Raw genomic sequence first — 16647 nt, 5'->3', positions numbered from 1 at the left:
GGCGATCGCCCTGGGGTTAGGCATCGGGAACCGTCCACCAGGCGATCGCATAGTCTTGATTGGGGTCATTCACCTGACGGCGATAGACCACCCGTAGTTTGTAGCGTCCGCTGCGGGGAACGGCTTGAAACAGATGTTCTAAGCTATCCACCTCACTGGTGGAGGCGGCAATGGCCTCGTTGATGTCGTCGGAATCGGCCGGCATCAGATAGAGGTCTAGGTCATTTAAGCCGCGATCGCGGAAACTTTCATCTATATCGTAGCGGCCGTCACCATCGCGATCGTCCAGCTCCACCTGACGGTTCCAGGTGAGGGTTGCGGCCACATAACCATTGGCTTTGAGGGGGGCATCCAGGACATAGTCTTGAACGGTGGTGGTGGCAATCTCATTAAAGTCCCAGCCAATAGGCGGCACGGAGTCCGAGGCGGGCCACTGTCCGGGGCTAAACTGCTCATAGGCGCGGTGGGCATTGAGATGGCCAGTTCCCATATCCCGATGCACGGGGACCTTAGGATTGCGATAGGCCTCCGAGGTGAGCCAGTTTCCGCCCCGTCGATCGCCAATGGTACGAGTCATCCCCTGACGTAAGCCATCGCCAGCATCGGCAAGTTTGTCAGCGGAGTTGAGAATCACCGCCTTCATCACCTGATTCTGGCGAGCATCTAAGGTCCAATGGGGGGCATTCTCCCGTAATTGGCGATCGCCATATTCCTGTAATAGAGCCACCGTCCCCACCACATGGGGCGAGGCAAAACTGGTGCCCGTACTGGGAAAGACCTCTCCCTGCTGACTTAAGAGCTTCACATCCCGGCCAGGGGCCAGCAGACTGATTAACAGTCGTCCACCGACATTGGTTTCTAGGCCCACTAGGCGGTCAAATGGCTCATCAAAGACATTGCCCAAGTTAGAGACATCCACCTGATCGTAGCGACCGCTGTGGGCATGACTTGAGGATACATTGATGCCGTTGTAGTTATCTGTGGGGATGGGGATGCCTCCTCGTCCTTGGTTTCCGGCAATCACATAGAGGGTATTGTGATGATTGGCGGACCAGTCAATACAAAGGGTTAATAAGGCGTTGCCATCTAGAACCGCATCAGGACGGGGATCGAGCCAGAGGGGTTCGCCAAAACTGAAGTTGATGGCGCGGACATCGTTACTATTTTGTTCGGCCACTTGCTGAGTCGCCAAACAATGTTGCCCTTGCCGATTGCCGCCGCGATCCGGGGAGGTGGCGCTAGAGTAGAGCCGAGCATTGGGGGCGACTCCGGGCCGTTTTTTATTGCTGCTGACCATGACGCTGGCCACTCCATGGGCATGGGCATCTACATTACTCCCAGGAACCGCCGGGCGATCGCGGAGGAAGACTCCAGCGAGGTCTGGGACTAACTCCTCCTCTGGGGGAACCCCCTTATCGATGCCAAATTGGGCAGGACGACCAATTTCTACCTGTCCAATGGCGATTTTACGTCCTAAGAGGTTATAGGGGGCTTCATGAAGTCGCTGAGCTTGGATACCGCCGTCTCCAGTGGAGGAGGTGGCTAAGATGGCATGAAACCATCCTAGGGCGATCGCCATCGCGATTCCGAGAGTGAACCGGGTTAGAAAGCGTCTGATGCTAGTGCGCTCCGCCAAAGGTCTGCTCCTAATACAAATGGGGGAATTGGGGAAATCGTTCTGATTTTTTGGCGATCGCCAAGAAATCTAAGGACTTATGGGCACGTTTTTTGTTAAAATTTATTTAAATTCTGTATCAAACGCAACACACAAAATCGAGGAACTTGCCACATGGCAACATTAAACTCTGAAAAATCTACAGTTATTGCCCCTTCAATCTTATCAGCCGATTTTAGTCGTCTGGGTGAACAGGTCAAGGCCGTTGACGAAGCCGGTGCGGACTGGATTCACGTTGATGTGATGGACGGTCGCTTCGTTCCCAACATTACCATTGGTCCGTTAATCGTCGATGCCCTGCGTCCGGTGACGAAGAAACCTCTGGATGTTCACTTGATGATCGTCGAACCCGAGAAATATGTCGAGGACTTCGCGAAAGCTGGGGCTGACATTATCTCCGTTCACGCTGAGCATAACGCCTCTCCCCACCTGCACCGCACCCTCGGACAGATTCGCGAACTTGGGAAGCAAGCCGGAGTCGTGTTAAACCCCGGGACTCCCCTAGAACTGATCGAGTATGTCCTGGAACTGTGCGACTTAGTGCTCATTATGAGTGTTAACCCCGGTTTCGGTGGACAAAGCTTCATTCCCGAAGTTGTGCCCAAAATCCGTAAACTGCGTCAAATGTGTGACGATCGCGGCCTCGATCCCTGGATTGAAGTCGATGGTGGTCTCAAACCCGCCAACGCTTGGCAGGTGCTAGATGCGGGCGCTAACGCCATTGTCGCCGGTTCGGCGGTGTTCAAAGCCCCCGATTACGCCGAAGCCATTGAAGGTATCCGCAACAGCAAGGCTCCCTCCCCAGAAATGGCGACGGTTTAAGGTCTCATCTCTAGGAGTTGATCCACAAAGCCCCTCAGGTCTTCACGAGTCTGGGGGGCTTTCGTTACAGGCAAAATCGGCACAAGCCAACCCAGAGGGAACTGGGGTGGTTTCTCCCGTCATGGACCATCCCTCCTCACGGGCGATCGCATCCAAATGCTGAATACGGTTCTCGGTTAACGGGTGCGTTTGGAAATACTCCGAGGCCCTCACCAGTCCCTCTGGAAAGGCCTCCTTCCTGGCGGCTAAGCGTTCAAAGAAGTCTAAACTGTTGGCCCCATGGCCATAATGACCCACCACAGACTCTAAGCCATATTCGTCGGCGGCATATTCTTGGCTGCGGCTATAATTCAGGCGATTGAGATTGAGCGTATAGCCAATCACATCTGGGCCACTTCCCTCATGGCCGAAATTTAATACCAAGCTTCCCAACAGCACAAAAATGCCCCGTCCTAAACTTCTTAAACCATCCCGGGCCGACAAATGGCCTAACTCATGGCCGAGAACAAAGGCCAGTTCATTTTCTGACTCAACCTCCTCTAAAAACGCCGTGGTCACAAATAACTGTCCCCCGGCTAAGGCAGCGGCATTGACAACTTCACTGTCGATTAAATTTAGGGTTAGGGGGGTCTCATCCAAGTCTCCGGGATGACACAAGTCCTCTAACAATTCTGACAGATAGAGTTGTCGAGTATCCTCCTCTAGGACTTCGCCGCCGAGTTGTGGTGCGACGGCCGGGGCGAGGGTGTCTCCGATCCAAATATCTTGTTCTGGGGTGAGTTGAGGCACAACCCAATCGACGGCTAAGCCTAAGATAAAGTAGATGACTAACGTCAGGGCAATAATTGCCCCAAGCAAACGGGCAAAATCCACTAAGGGATTAACCTTAGAGATGTTGACCTCTTCTGTAATGGCTTTTGGTTTAAATCCCATTGCGATCGCCCGTGGACTCCTCCGGATCTAGGCTAACGAATCGCCGTTCCGTAGGCAATCACCTCAATTGCCGCGATGCCTTTCTGATTATTGCCGCCAATGGTACTGGTTTCATAGCGGATATTGAGCACTTCAGTGGCCCCCCAAGCGATGGCCTGCTCTTTGACCCGTAATAACGCCTCCCGACGGCCGCGATCGAGGAGACTTTCGTAAGCCACAACCCGACCTCCCAAGATATTTCGCAGGGCCATGACAAAGGTTTTGAAATAATCAGAAGAAATAACCACCGCTCCCACAAATAGCTTAGCCTCCGAAGCATTAGGGAGGGGTTGTTTCGCGCCAAAGGAGGCGATCGCCAAGGAGAGGGTTTCCTGTTCGCGACTTTTGATGTCTTTGTAATGTTTCTTTTCGGCTAAGATACCAAACGAGTAGCCGATCCCCAATAAGATGAGAAAAAAAATGATTTCTTCCATGATAATCCCTGCTTAACCCTTAACGGACTAATACAGCAGTCCCATAAGCGAAAATTTCTGCTGCTCCCTGAGCCACAGAGGATGTTGAAAAGCGGATATTGACAATGGCGTTTGCTCCCATTTGTTTGGCTTGTAGTACCATGCGATCCATAGCTTCTTGACGGGCTTCATTGAGGAGATCGGTGTAGCCCTTTAATTCTCCACCCACAAGATTTTTAAAGCTTGCACCAATATCACGTCCCACATTTTTGGCTCGAACGGTACTTCCTTGAACAATCCCGTAATGTTCTAAAATATCTTTTCCGGGAACTCCTTCCAATGTTGTAAGAATCATGGCTAGTTTGAGATAAATGGAAGTGAAAAAAGGTGGGAGATTTGACATCCCACCCAAGACCTGATTTCAGGAGGGTTGGGATTAAATTTCGGCTAAAGACCGTTCAATGAGACGACGGGCCAGAGTTTGCACCCCCGTATGACGGTAGTAATCGGTGCTCATATCCATACCGTTCAATGAGACGACGGGCCAGAGTTTGCACCCCCGTATGACGGTAGTAATCGGTGCTCATATCCAAAAAGGCTGCCAGATAATCCAGGCGGTCTTCGCTGAAGTCAATGAATCCCTGTAATCCATGACTGACTTTTAAAGGCTGCCAGATAATCCAGGCGGTCTTCGCTGAAGTCAATGAATCCCTGTAATCCATGACTGACTTTCTGGGGAGTGAGATCGTTGGAACTGACCAAATCTCCCATCCAGCCCTTGACCGAATCAAAGCTTTCTCCGATAAAACTGAGCTTGCTATCACTATTTTTACCGGGAATCTCAGATTTAATACTTTTGTATTGGGAGTTGTCTTCGAGTTCTTTGGGGCTGAGGCCATTCAGACGGCCACTCACGGCTTGAATGAAGTTGGGGCCTAGGGGAATCAAGCCATCGAAACAAACCAGGGCCGACATCCGCATCAGGGATTCACCGCCATAGTCTGAGAGCGATCGCAGGAAATCCCCGAGACTATCTCCAGGAATCCCGTTGATTTTGCAAAAGGCCACCACCTCCACCACTAATTTGAGGGACAAATCAATGGTTTGAGCTTTTTCAGCTTTGGGAGTGAGTTTACTGAGAAAGCCCAAGAGGGGAATTTTCTCGCCAATTTTGTTGCCCAGGGCGGCGGTTCCCAGGGCACTGCCGGTGCGGTCGATGGTATCGTATCCCGGCGACTGACGAGATCCAAGATAGCGGGATCGCTTTCTTGGGTAATGGTTTTGATGGTGTTGTCCCATCCTACGAGATTGTCCCATTTACCGGGGACGATATTGTCCAGGGCATTGAGGCTAAAAATCGTCAGGTTACGAGTGGGCAGATCGTCAACGCGTTTTTGAATGGATTTACTCATGATGTTGGGGGAATAAATTTATAGTCGGGAGAGGCCCTGCAAGTCAAATCTCTGTAACCAGGCCTCGCGATCGCTCTCGGTAAAATCAGAACTTCGGGAAATCACCTTGACTTGGAAGCGATCGGCCACCAAAATCGAAGTCTGAGTCTGTCCTAGGGTAGCCCCAGGATAGCCGGCAATTTGGTTGGGACTGTTGCGTAACCGTTCAGCCGCAGCGGGGACATTCACGGTATCGGAGATCGCGAGCATAGCTACATCCTCCCCATTGCGTTTGAGTTTCGCCTCGGCGAATCCGTCTTTTTCCTGAGTATACACCCGCTCATACTCACCACTGACTGACGGAAAGAAGCGATTAAAGGCACTTCCAGGAAGAGACTCAGAGGACACAGCCCCCTGGCCACCGGCAGGTTGGACCTGTTCAGCGGGAGGCGGCGGCGGGACATCAGCTTGGGGGCTGTCACATCCCCCGATGAAAAGCAACATTGCCAGGGAAAAGGCAACGCAGAGTTTACGAAGAGCAGCAAAAGACATGATGTTGACGTGGTTATATTGAAGTCAGATTTGTATTGATGCTTAATCCTAACACCGGCCCCTTAGAAACAGGCGCAATCCCGGCGACTGACGAGATCCAAAATGGCAGGATCGCTTTCCCGGGTGATAGTTTTGATCGTGTTGTCCCATCCCACAAGATTCTCCCATTTGCCGGGGACAATGTTGTCTAGGGCATTGAGGCTAAAGGTCGTTAGATTCCGAGTGGGGAGGTCGTCAACTCGTTTTTTAATGGATTTACTCATGATGTTGGGGAAATAGGTTTATAGTCGGGAGAGGCCTTGCAAGTCAAATCTCTGCAACCAGGCCTCGCGATCGCTCTCGCCAAAATCAGGACTGCGAGAAATGACCTTGACTTGGAAGCGATCGGATACCAAAATCGAAGTCTGAGTCTGTCCTAGAGTTGCCCCAGGATAGCCCGCGATTTTGTCAGGACTGTTGCGTAAGCGTTCAGCAGCAGCGGGGACGTTAATGGTATCGGAAATCGCTAACATGGCGATGTCCTCTCCATTGCGTTTGAGTTTCGCCTCAGCGAATCCATCTTTTTCCTGGGTGTACACGCGCTCATACTCACCGCTAGCAGCGGGAAAGAAGCGGTTAAAGGCGCTTCCGGGAACGGATTCAGAGGAGACAGCACCTTGGCCATTGGCCGGTTGCACTTGTTCGGCGGGAGGCGGTGGTGGAACATCGGCTTGAGGGCCGCGACATCCCCCGACAAAAAGCAACATTGCCAAGGAAAAGGCAACGCAGAGTTTACGGGTAGCTGCAAAAGACATGATGTTGACGTGGTTATATTGAAGTCAGATTTCTATCGATGCTTAATCGTAACACCGGTCTATTAGAAAGAGCGGTGACTGCCCAAATCTCCCCCTTCTTGCCTACTGCCTATTGCCTTCTTCCCCCTATTCCCTATTCCCTGTTCCCTCCCCAAATGGACATTATTCTCTGTCACACCACTGCTGATTTCGATAGTTTAGGGGCAGCCGTCGGCCTAACCCGACTGCACCCTGGCGCTCGTATTGTCCTCACTGGGGGCGCTCATCCTGGGGTAGAGGAGTTTCTGAGACTGCATCGGGATGAGTATGCCATTATCGAGCGGCGTTCAGTGAATCCCGAACAGTTGCGATCGCTGTTTGTGGTGGATACTCAATGGCGCGATCGCCTCGGTAAAGCCGCTGAATGGTTCGACGCACCTCAGTTACAGGGAGTGTATCTGTATGATCATCATCCAGGTGTCACAGGAGATATCCCCGCCAGTCAGCGTCAGATTGAAGCGATTGGGGCCACAACGACCTTAATTGTGGAACAGTTGCAACAGCAAAACATTAGCCTCACCGTCCATGAGGCGACGGTGATGGCCTTAGGGATTCATGTCGACAGTGGGTCTCTCACCTTTGACCATAGTACGGCGCGGGATGCCTTGGCATTAGCCTGGTTGATGAAGCAGGGGGCCAGTCTGACGTTGATTGCCGAGTATATTGAACCGGGATTATCGGATTCCTTGCAAGACTTACTGGCCACTGCCCTGGAAACGGTGAATACGGAGGACGTTTGGGGACAGCAACTAGCGTCAGTGGTGTTGCGGACTCCCGATTATGTGCCGGGATTATCGGGGTTAACCTCGCGGCTACTGGAATTGACGGATACCGATGCCATAATTTTGCTGCATGAGTATCAACGTCAGGGGGATGAGTCGCGGCTGACGGTGATTGCTTACCGATGCCATAATTTTGCTGCATGAGTATCAACGTCAGGGGGATGAGTCGCGGCTGACGGTGATTGCGCGATCGCAGATTCCCCAGACGGATCTCAATGTCATTCTGCAAACCATCGGTGGGGGCGGCCATCGCAAATCGATCGCAGATTCCCCAGACGGATCTCAATGTCATTCTGCAAACCATCGGTGGGGGCGGCCATCGCAAAGCCGGTTCAGCCCAATTGCGGAATGCTAACCCCGATGAGGTGTTGCGCCAGTTGGGCGATCGCCTCAAAGCCCAAATTCCTCCACCCCCCACGGCCCGAGAATTAATGTCATCTCCCGTGCGCACCATTCGCCCGAGTACCACCATTGGCGAGGCCCACCGGATTCTCTTGCGTTATGGCCATTCCGGTTTATCGGTGGTGAACCAAGCCGACGAATTAGTAGGGATCATCTCCCGCCGAGATTTGGACATTGCCCTACACCACGGCTTCCATCATGCCCCCGTCAAGGGCTATATGACGCGCAACGTCAAAACTATCAGTCCAGACACCTTACTGCCCGAAATTGAAGGGCTGATGGTCACCTTTGATATTGGTCGCTTGCCGGTGTTGGATAAGGGGGCATTGGTGGGAATTGTCACCCGCACCGATGTCTTGCGAGAACTCCATGAAGGGGCGGAGGCGAAACAGGGAGCGGCTTTAATTTGTCCCCTCCCGCCGGGGGGAGCGCCGGGGCGGCGGTTGACACGGGAGGGGGATGTTTGGGATGGCCTGCGATCGCACCTAACCCCTAAACTTTGGCAATTGCTCGAAACCGCAGCCCAGGCGGCTCAGGAACGAGGCTGGCAACTGTATCTGGTGGGGGGAGCGGTGCGAGATTTGTTGCGGGTGATGCAGTCACCGCAAGAGACTCAGGTGGCGTTAACAGATATTGATTTAGTGGTGGATGGCTTTCACCAGTCGGCCACGGTTGGCGCGGGGGTGGAGTTGGCGAATGTGTTACAGGAGAAGTTTTCGGGGGCGCGCTTGGATGTGCATGGGGCGTTCCAGACAGCGGCGTTGTTATGGCACAATGACCCCATCTTTGATTCTCTGTGGTTGGATATTGCTACGGCGCGGACGGAGTTTTACCCCTATCCAGCGGCGAATCCCGAGGTGGAGGCCAGTTCGATTCGTCAGGATTTGTATCGCCGGGATTTTACGATTAATGCCTTGGCGATTCGCTTGACAACGCCTCGTCAGGGGAAGTTGTTAGACTTTTTTGGCGGTGTGTTGGATTTGCAGCAAGGTTGGGTGCGGGTGTTGCACGCCAATAGTTTTATTGAAGATCCGACGCGAATTTTTCGGGCCGTGCGCTTTGCCGTGCGGTTTGAGTTTGAGATTGAACCGGAGACGGAACGGTTTATTCGTCATGCGATCGCCAGTGGGGTGTATGAGCGATCTCGCTCCCTTAATCCCCGTACTCCGGCGTTGCAGGCACGATTAAAAAGTGAGTTGAAATATCTGTTGCAAGCGTCCTATTGGCCGCGAGCGTTGCGGGAGTTAGATCGTTTGGGTGCGTTGCAATGTTTGCATCCTCAGTTACGATTGACGCGGGAACTGTGGCGGCGTTTACAGTTAGCAGATCGGGGGTTACGACGATTTCAGAAATGGCATCGTCTGAGTCATTGGCAGATGTTGTTGGAGGTGTTATTATCCCAGGTGGAGACAGGAACTGGGGAGTTTTCCCGCGCGGCGGTGGCGCAACAGTTGCAGTTACCCGATGAGACGGTGCAACGGTTGGCGACGCTGGGGGAACGGCGGGAGCGTTTGCAACGGGAGTTGAGTACGGCGCGGCGGCCGAGTGAGGTGGTACAGGTGTTGTCGGGGGAGGAGTTAGCGGGGTTGTTTTTGGTGGCCTTGGGGATGGGGCGATCGTTGCGTGGCAAGATTTGGCACTATTTGACGGAGTGGGCCCAGGTGAAGCCGCTGTTAAATGGGGAAGATTTGAAGCGGTTGGGGTATAAGCCGGGGCCGCAGTTTAAGGAGATGTTGGCAGATATTCAGGCGGGGACGTTGGATGGGGATTTTGGCGGTTCTCGGGAGGCGGCGATCTCGTTTGTGTGCGATCGTTATCCCCTGTAAACGGACTTCAGTAGGATTTCCTTGGGCTTGGGGGGTATCCTGTGGGATAATATCAAGTCCGGCTAATCGCCTATGGTATATAATCAGTGTGGTGGCAGACTAAGGATAAAAGGATAAACGAGCATGGGACGGCGACTTAACCTAGAAGCTCATTTGAGCACCGAAGAACTAGAAAAGCGTTACCGAGGCGCTAAAAGTGGGATTGAGCGGGGGCATTATCAGCTAATCTGGCTGCTGCAACTGGGTAAGACGACGGCTGAGGTCTCAGAGGTGACCGGCTATAGCCGAAATTGGATTTATGAAGTAGTCAGGAGCTATAACCATCAGGGGCCAGAGTCCCTGGGAGACCAGCGGCGACACAATCAGGGCCATGGTCACCTGATTCTCGACGATGAGACTCAAGCCTTATTGTGCCAAGCTCTGCAGCAAGACCCTCCCGAGGGTGGATTCTGGAATGGACGCAAGGTGGCCGACTGGCTTAGCGAGCGCTTAGACCGTCCGGTTCACCGCCAACGGGGCTGGGAGATTCTCAAGCAGATGGAGTTCTCCCTGAAAGTCCCTCGTCAAGAGCATCAACAGTCCGCCACTGAAGAGGAGCAGCGGCAGTGGGAAAAAAAAGCTGCACCAGCAACTCGCGGCAATCCGACGCGACCATCCCGATGCCGACGTTCAGCTATGGGCCATGGACGAACATCGCCTAGGGCTTCATCCCATCAGGCGTCGCCGCTGGGTCAATAAATGGCATGAGTCGCCCAAAGCTCAGGTTCGCATTCGCTATGAGTGGTTTTGGCTCTATGGGTTTGTCCATCCCCACAGCGGTGAGACCTATTGGTGGCTGCTGCCTCGGGTCAATATCGAGCTGTTTAATCGAGCCTTAGCTGATTTTGCCCAGCACTTTGACATTGGACCCGAACGACAAGTCGTGCTGGTTTTAGACCAAGCCGGGTGGCATATCTCAAAAGAGGTGGTCTTACCCGAAGGCTTACACCTAGCCTTTCTGCCCTCTTACTCCCCCGAGATGCAACCGGCAGAACGACTCTGGCCAGTTGTCAACGAAACCGTAGCCAACCGAGTGTTTGAGACCTTAGAGGACCTACTCGACCAGGTAGAGCGACGCTGTGTCCAACTGCTAAACCAGCGCGATTTCATCTCGGGGTTGACCCAGTTTCACTGGTGGGAGGCATACCAATGCTAAGTATGGCTAATTAACCGGACTTGATATAACTTGTCGGCTAAAACCTTGAGAACGGAAAATGACACTCAAACAGCTAGCGTTGCAGACTAACAACCAAGCTCATTAGGTTACTGAAAGGGTGGAAGTTAGGAGAGGGCGATGCCCCCCCCATCTTAATGCCTCTCCCTTATGCCGACTTGGCTAGAACCTCCTGAGCGAGAGGAAAGCCCAACTCCTCTCGCTGCTTGAGATACAAATGAGCCACCCGTCGGGCTAAATTGCGAATCCGACCAATATAACGAGTCCGTTCCGTCACCGAAATTACCCCTCGGGCATCGAGGAGGTTGAAGGTGTGAGAACATTTGAGGACATAATCGAGACTGGGGGCCACTAATCCTCGCTGCGTCAGTTGTTCGGCTTCCTGTTCGTATAACCCAAACAGGGTAAACAACATCTCTGGGTTGGAGGCTTCAAAGTTGTAGGTACATTGTTCAATCTCCCCTTGTAGGTGAACATCCCCATAACTGAGGTTGTCGGCCCATTGAATCTCGGTAAACGCCTCGACTTCTTGTAGATACATCGCCAGACGTTCTAAGCCATAGGTAATCTCAATGGCAACGGGTTTGCAGTCAATGCCGCCACATTGTTGGAAATAGGTAAATTGGGTAATTTCCATCCCATCTAGCCAGACTTCCCAACCCACGCCCCAGGCCCCCAGCGTCGGAGACTCCCAGTTATCTTCTACGAAGCGGATATCCCGGTCTTCGGGGCGAATCCCTAGGGCCCGCAGGGAGTCTAGATAGAGGTCTTGGATATTGTCCGGGGAGGGTTTGATCAGGACTTGGTACTGATAATAATGTTGATAGCGGTTGGGATTTTCCCCATAGCGTCCGTCTGTAGGGCGGCGACAGGGTTCGACATAGCCCACCGCCCAGGGTTCGGGGCCGATCGCCCGGAGGAAGGTATGAGGGTTCATGGTTCCTGCCCCCTTTTCTGTGTCGTAGGGTTGGGCGATCGCACAGCCGCGATCGCTCCAAAACTGGTGTAGGGTCAGGATCAGGTTTTGAAAGTTCATCGCTACGGGGGTTACAAATCAACGTCATCCATTGTGGCCTGTTGTGACCCCCTTTCGGCAAGGAATTAGCGGTTGACTTGATTTAACCAAGTCCGCAAGTCCTCTAAACTGCTGAACGTTGTCAGGGAAGCCTCTAAAAGCTCATCAATTTCGCCTTCTGACAGGCCCTCAATCTGTTGACGCAGATCTGGGGGAATATCTCCCAGGCGGCGAGACAGTTGCCGCATCACGACCTGTATCTGTCCCTGCATCTGTCCCTGTTGCAGTCCCTGTTGCAGTCCCTGTTGCAGTCCTTCTTTCAAAATTTCCTGATACCAGGGTGATTCTCTTAATACCACCATATCCCACCTCATGATTTGTCGAACAAGATCCGATTCCAGGACAAAGGATGCGAAAAACGAGAGGAGGGGTTCGAGTTCCTGTAACTCTTCATCCTTCCTCAACGCTCCCACCGCTTGTCGAATCACATCCGGTTGGTTTCTTCCCCGCAACACCGGCACAAAGGGAAGCAAGGCGGAAAGGCGATCGCGGAAGACTATCTCCACATCCACCTCCCATAAGTTAATCACCCGATACTCCTGAACCGCTTGCAGTCCTAGAAACTCTGAACGGTAGCTTGTGGGAATCTCAGGGTTGCCTGAAGGGGGCAAGATATTCACCAGAACCGGATATATGGGTAAATTATATCGCTCTTCAGCGAGTGCGACGTAGGCCCGGATTCGTCGCGGCATTCGAGGATCACAACGCAGTTGGATTTCGTTGAGAACCAGAAATTCTCCATATTCGGGACTTTGGACTCGCAACAGTACATCATTCTCCCGACTGACCCATTGAAAATCAGAGTTGAGAAAATCCTGGACGATCAGATTCTCTTGCTGCGTCACCCACTTGACCCAAGTTTCCGGGGCTAAGCCAATCAGTCGTTTACTGCCAATATCGGCAACTTTAGCCATGGTTGCATCTCGTTAAAACACATCTATCATTTTCACCGCCTGAAGCAAATTGGGAATCACTGCTGGGGGCCATTCTCCCTCACAGCGTCGCCCACTATTGAGGATTAGACGAATTCGATAGTTGCCCGGATAGCCATCAGCCTCCATCCACAGGCGATCGCTCTCCACCTCGCAAGTGATGCGTTCTTCATCCATCAACTCCGGCGTAATGGCCACAATCGTCTCACTCAGTTGTTGCAACAACCGCCGAAAGTCATCAAACTCGGCCTGCGTTAACTCAAAGGCGAAATCATCCCCCCCCAGTAAGCCCACATAGGACTCGGCTTCAGGATGATACCCCAGTCGCCAGCCAGGCCCTTGTTTGAGAATCTTAGCCATCCCGGCGGGGATTGAAGGTTTCGAGCGATCGCAGTTTTTCGTACAGTTCCCGTTCCTCGGGAGTAATCTCTCGGGGGGTGACAATTTGCACTTCCACCAACTGATCGCCCCGACGGCCATCTCGCGTCAGATAGCCTTTCCCGGCTAACCGTAACCGTTGCCCGGACTTCACCCCATTGGGAAGTCCAACCTTCACTAAACCATCGAGGGTTTTCACCTCTACCTTCGCCGCTAACACCGCCTCCGAGGGCGTAACGGGAAGCGTACAGACAATATCCGCCCCTTCAACACGGAACAGAGGATGAGGGGCGACGGTAATCTTGAGATATAAGTCTCCCCCATGATTGCCCTGGCCCTTGAGGCGAATTCGTTGCCCCGTCACCATTCCGGGGGGCATCGTCACTTCGAGCGATCGCCCATCCTCCAAGCGAATCCGCTCCCGTCCACCGGTGTAGGCTTTCTCCAGGGGCAACGTCAGCCGCGCCTCCACATCCTGGGGAGTTGGCCGCGAGACGGTATAGGCCGTTTTGGTGGTGCGGGTGCGGAAGGCATCGGGGCCATCCACCCGTAAGCGAGTGCCTGGGGGCGGTTGCGGGGCGGTGCGGGCATTGGGACGACGATTGAGGAGATCGTCGAGGAAACTGTTAAAGTCCGCATATTGCTCAAAACGGGCATCCGCTGGGGCGGTACTCCGAGGACTGCGGGCCACCGGTCGCCGTTTGGCTTTCTTCTGATTGAGGAAGCGGCTGAACTGGTCGTATTGACTGCGTTTGGCTGCATCGGATAGCACATTGTAGGCTTCCCCGATGTCCTTAAATCGCTCCTCAGCCGACTTATCCCCCGGATTCATATCCGGGTGGTACTTCCGGGCCAACCGCCGGTAGGAGCGTTTAATTTCCTCAGTCGAAGCGTCTCGGGGAACTCCCAGTATCTTGTAGTAATCGCGGAAGTTTTGCATTAGGGGAGATCAGGGAACAGGGAACAGGGAACAGGGAACAGGGAACAGGGGAAAGAAGGCAGTAGGCAGTAGGCAGTAGGCAGTAGGGGGGAGACGGTAAGCTAGCATGACCCCCCCTCAGCTGTGCACCCTCAGCCCTGTGATAGAGGGGATGGTAAGAGGGAGAAACTGCGTCGGGGCAGTCCCTTGTGGTTGCTTGCCCGGGATTGGTTTAGAACCAATCATCGTCGTCGCCCCAATCTTCATCATAGGCATTGGTGCGAGACATCCGGGAGATGCGATCGGGGGGGGGACTGCGACGGGTGGGGCGGCGTTCCTCAAAGCCATAATTGGGATCGTCATCGCCGACAATGGTGCGCCGGATATTGTCGAAAAAGCCGTCGCCTTTAGCGTCTAGGGAGTATTCCGAGACTTCCCGTGTGAGTTCGTAGAGGGCATCTTGCAAACTGGCGGAGGCTAAGTCTAAGCCTCGTTCATCATTGCGGGCGAGACTATCTCGGAGTTCCCGCACTAGGGCTTCAACGCGGCGGCGAGTGCCTTGGGCAAAGGAGAGGCCAAAATCTAGGGCGACGGAGCGTAATTCTCGTTCGGCGCGGGCGGCGAGGGCTTCGGCGCGGTTGCGGCGATCGACTTTTTCTCGACGTAGGCGATCGGTTTCGGCGAATTTGTCCGCCTGACGGATGGCGTTTTGGATTTCCGCTTCGTTGAGGGTTGAGGCCCCCTGGACGGTGATACTTTGTTCTCGTCCGGTGGCGCGATCGAGGGCGCTGACTTGTAAAATGCCGTTGGCATCGATGTCGAAGGCCACCTGAATTTGGGGAACGCCTCGCGGGGCTGGGGGAATCCCGGTTAACTTAAAGCGGCCGAGGGATTTGTTATCGGCGGCCATCTCCCGTTCCCCTTGGGTGATATGAATCTCAACTTGACTTTGGTTGTTTTCTGAGGTTGAGAAGATATCCGATCGCCGTACGGGAATGGTGGTGTTGCGAGGAATCAGCTTTTTCATGACTCCACCGACGGTTTCCAAGCCTACGGAGAGAGGGGTGACATCGAGTAATAAGACATCGGCAATTTCTCCATCGAGGATTCCCGCCTGAATCGCGCCGCCAATGGCCACCACTTCGTCGGGGTTGACGTTCTGATTCGGTTCCTTGCGGATGAGATTGCGCACCAAATCCTCCACCATGGGCATTCGCGTTGAACCACCCACCAGGACGATTTCATCGATTTGTCGGGGATGTAACCCAGCATCAATGACGGCCTGTTTTACCGGTAGCCGCAGACGACGCAGTAAGTCGCCACAAAGTCCTTCAAATTGACCGCGACTGAGACGGGTTTCGATATGTTTCGGCCCCTCTTCGGTGGCGGTGATGAAGGGGAGGTTGATGTCGGTGACGCCCACGCCACTGAGTTCGATTTTGGCTTTCTCGGCGGCTTCTGTGAGGCGTTGTAGGGCTTGGCGATCGCGCCGTAGGTCAATTTTCTCGGTTTCGAGGAACTGTTCAGCCAGGTAATTCACAATTTTTTCATCAAAGTCATTCCCCCCCAGTTGCGTATCGCCACTGGTGGCTTTGACTTCAAATACACCATCGCCGACTTCCAACACCGAGACATCAAAGGTTCCTCCCCCCAAGTCAAACACCAAAATGGTTTGACTCTCGGCCCGATCTAAGCCATAGGCCAGAGACGCTGCCGTGGGTTCGTTGAGAATCCGTTTCACCTCCAACCCAGCAATGCGCCCAGCATCGCGGGTAGCTTGGCGTTGGGCGTCATTGAAATAAGCGGGAACGGTAATCACCGCCCCCGTCACGTCTTCCCCGAGATACCGTTGGGCATCATCAGCCAGTTTCCGCAGAATCATGGCTGAGAGTTCTTCGGGGGCGAAATCCCGTCTCATGCGCGGACAGGCGATTTTGACATTGCCAAAGTCATCGCGGCGGATGGTATAGGGCACTCGCTTTGAGACGGGGTCTAGTTCGCTGTATTTGCGCCCCACAAAGCGTTTGATGGAATAAAAGGTATTTTGCGGGTTAAGGACGGTCTGACGACGTGCTAGCTGCCCCACGAGCCGTTCTCCGTCCTTGCTGAACCCCACCACTGAAGGGGTCGTCCGCATTCCTTCTGCATTGGCGATGACGACGGGTTTGCCGCCTTCCATAACAGCGACAACTGAGTTCGTGGTGCCTAGGTCAATGCCGACGACTCTTCCCATGATGCTTTTGCTATCTCCTCGTCGATTCTCAGGTCTAGTTTAGGGGGGGGTTCATTGTACGACCCCCACAGTTTTCATATTTTATCGCGGCGCGGACAGGCTCTGGCGGCGCGATCGCTCAAAATCCTGGGGGAAACCGCTAGGATGGGGGCATCAGAGGATACTCCATTGGCGTCACATGGTACAAGTTCCCAGTTCTCCTTTCCCCCAATCGATGACCCAGAATCAG

The 16647-nt window shown here is 53.5% G+C and carries 14 protein-coding genes and 2 pseudogenes; 3 read left to right on the top strand and 13 right to left on the bottom strand.

What is annotated here, in order from left to right:
• Nucleotides 1-16 precede the first annotated feature (16 nt).
• Nucleotides 17-1636 (bottom strand): S8 family serine peptidase, encoded by a 1620-nt coding sequence (locus tag L855_RS00230; protein WP_246198658.1) that lies wholly within the window; start codon nucleotides 1634-1636, stop codon nucleotides 17-19.
• Nucleotides 1637-1789: 153 nt separating this feature from the next.
• On the opposite strand from L855_RS00230, the gene rpe reads away from it, so the two are divergent.
• Nucleotides 1790-2497 carry a ribulose-phosphate 3-epimerase gene (rpe, locus tag L855_RS00225; RefSeq protein ID WP_159783063.1) on the top strand — a complete coding sequence of 236 codons (708 nt, stop codon included), beginning with the start codon at nucleotides 1790-1792 and terminating at the stop codon, nucleotides 2495-2497.
• A 42-nt stretch (nucleotides 2498-2539) separates the two neighbouring features.
• Here rpe and L855_RS00220 read toward each other — a convergent pair whose 3' ends face one another.
• From L855_RS00220 to L855_RS00190, 7 genes are all read right to left on the bottom strand, one after another.
• Nucleotides 2540-3430 carry a M48 family metallopeptidase gene (locus tag L855_RS00220; RefSeq protein WP_159783061.1) on the bottom strand — a complete coding sequence of 297 codons (891 nt, stop codon included), beginning with the start codon at nucleotides 3428-3430 and terminating at the stop codon, nucleotides 2540-2542.
• Nucleotides 3431-3462: 32 nt separating this feature from the next.
• Nucleotides 3463-3903 carry a YbjQ family protein gene (locus tag L855_RS00215; RefSeq protein WP_159783059.1) on the bottom strand — a complete coding sequence of 147 codons (441 nt, stop codon included), beginning with the start codon at nucleotides 3901-3903 and terminating at the stop codon, nucleotides 3463-3465.
• A gap of 19 nt (nucleotides 3904-3922) precedes the next feature.
• Entirely contained in the window at nucleotides 3923-4237 is a 315-nt protein-coding gene (locus L855_RS00210; RefSeq protein ID WP_159783057.1) for a YbjQ family protein, read from the bottom strand.
• 275 nt (nucleotides 4238-4512) lie between these two features.
• Complete coding sequence (locus tag L855_RS00205; RefSeq protein WP_425500535.1) at nucleotides 4513-5181, bottom strand: hypothetical protein; 669 nt, start codon at nucleotides 5179-5181, stop codon at nucleotides 4513-4515.
• A gap of 131 nt (nucleotides 5182-5312) precedes the next feature.
• Entirely contained in the window at nucleotides 5313-5825 is a 513-nt protein-coding gene (locus L855_RS00200; RefSeq protein ID WP_159783054.1) for a hypothetical protein, read from the bottom strand.
• A 62-nt stretch (nucleotides 5826-5887) separates the two neighbouring features.
• Nucleotides 5888-6088: a hypothetical protein gene (locus L855_RS00195; protein ID WP_159783052.1), complete on the bottom strand. Its 201-nt coding sequence runs from the start codon at nucleotides 6086-6088 to the stop codon at nucleotides 5888-5890.
• Between the two features lie 18 nt (nucleotides 6089-6106).
• Nucleotides 6107-6619: a hypothetical protein gene (locus L855_RS00190; protein WP_159783050.1), complete on the bottom strand. Its 513-nt coding sequence runs from the start codon at nucleotides 6617-6619 to the stop codon at nucleotides 6107-6109.
• A gap of 155 nt (nucleotides 6620-6774) precedes the next feature.
• On the opposite strand from L855_RS00190, the pseudogene L855_RS00185 reads away from it, so the two are divergent.
• Both L855_RS00185 and L855_RS00180 read left to right on the top strand, forming a co-directional pair.
• A pseudogene (locus tag L855_RS00185) lies at nucleotides 6775-9668 on the top strand (CBS domain-containing protein).
• 123 nt (nucleotides 9669-9791) lie between these two features.
• Nucleotides 9792-10863, top strand: a pseudogene (locus tag L855_RS00180) (IS630 family transposase).
• Between the two features lie 166 nt (nucleotides 10864-11029).
• Here L855_RS00180 and glyQ read toward each other — a convergent pair.
• The 5 genes from glyQ to dnaK all read right to left on the bottom strand — a co-directional run bounded on the left by glyQ (nucleotide 11030) and on the right by dnaK (nucleotide 16418).
• Nucleotides 11030-11917 (bottom strand): glycine--tRNA ligase subunit alpha, encoded by an 888-nt coding sequence (gene glyQ, locus L855_RS00175; RefSeq protein ID WP_159783048.1) that lies wholly within the window; start codon nucleotides 11915-11917, stop codon nucleotides 11030-11032.
• 65 nt (nucleotides 11918-11982) lie between these two features.
• Nucleotides 11983-12870 (bottom strand): DUF4351 domain-containing protein, encoded by an 888-nt coding sequence (locus L855_RS00170; RefSeq protein WP_159783046.1) that lies wholly within the window; start codon nucleotides 12868-12870, stop codon nucleotides 11983-11985.
• A 12-nt stretch (nucleotides 12871-12882) separates the two neighbouring features.
• Complete coding sequence (locus L855_RS00165; protein WP_159783045.1) at nucleotides 12883-13248, bottom strand: DUF1818 family protein; 366 nt, start codon at nucleotides 13246-13248, stop codon at nucleotides 12883-12885.
• Complete coding sequence (locus tag L855_RS00160) at nucleotides 13241-14206, bottom strand: DnaJ C-terminal domain-containing protein (RefSeq protein ID WP_159783043.1); 966 nt, start codon at nucleotides 14204-14206, stop codon at nucleotides 13241-13243. The genes L855_RS00165 and L855_RS00160 overlap by 8 nt, the downstream gene beginning before the upstream one ends.
• Before the next feature lie 211 nt (nucleotides 14207-14417).
• Nucleotides 14418-16418, bottom strand: a complete 2001-nt coding sequence (gene dnaK, locus L855_RS00155; protein ID WP_159783041.1) for a molecular chaperone DnaK — start codon at nucleotides 16416-16418, stop codon at nucleotides 14418-14420.
• Nucleotides 16419-16647 lie beyond the last annotated feature (229 nt).

The organism is Sodalinema gerasimenkoae IPPAS B-353 (assembly GCF_009846485.1).
Classification (GTDB): domain Bacteria; phylum Cyanobacteriota; class Cyanobacteriia; order Cyanobacteriales; family Geitlerinemataceae; genus Sodalinema; species Sodalinema gerasimenkoae.
Note: the sequence above shows the minus strand (reverse complement) of the source record. Positions and strands in the feature narration are given on the sequence as shown.